We start from the raw sequence: 399 nt of genomic DNA on the forward strand, positions 1-399 counted from the left end.
CGGTGGCGAAGGGTGACCTGTCGCAGAAGATCACGGTGGATGCCCGGGGCGAGATCCTGGAGCTGAAGTCGACGGTGAACACGATGGTGGACCAGCTGTCGTCGTTCGCGGACGAGGTGACCCGGGTGGCCCGTGAGGTGGGCACCGAGGGCAAGCTCGGCGGTCAGGCGCAGGTACGCGGGGTCGCCGGCACGTGGCGCGACCTGACCGACAACGTCAACTCGATGGCCTCGAACCTGACGGCCCAGGTGCGTAACATCGCCCAGGTTTCCACGGCGGTGGCGAAGGGTGACCTGTCGCAGAAGATCACGGTGGATGCCCGGGGCGAGATCCTGGAGCTGAAGTCGACGGTGAACACGATGGTGGACCAGCTGTCGTCGTTCGCGGACGAGGTGACCC

Annotated in this window: 1 protein-coding gene; it reads left to right on the forward strand. The window is 66.4% G+C overall.

Annotation, left to right across the window (positions count from 1 at the left end; all coding sequences use genetic code 11):
* Positions 1-399 (forward strand): HAMP domain-containing protein (locus EAD89_RS28250; RefSeq protein WP_121677828.1); only part of this gene is annotated, 399 nt, incomplete at both ends.

Source organism: Micromonospora sp. BL4 (assembly GCF_003667505.1).
Classification (GTDB): Bacteria; Actinomycetota; Actinomycetes; order Mycobacteriales; family Micromonosporaceae; genus Micromonospora.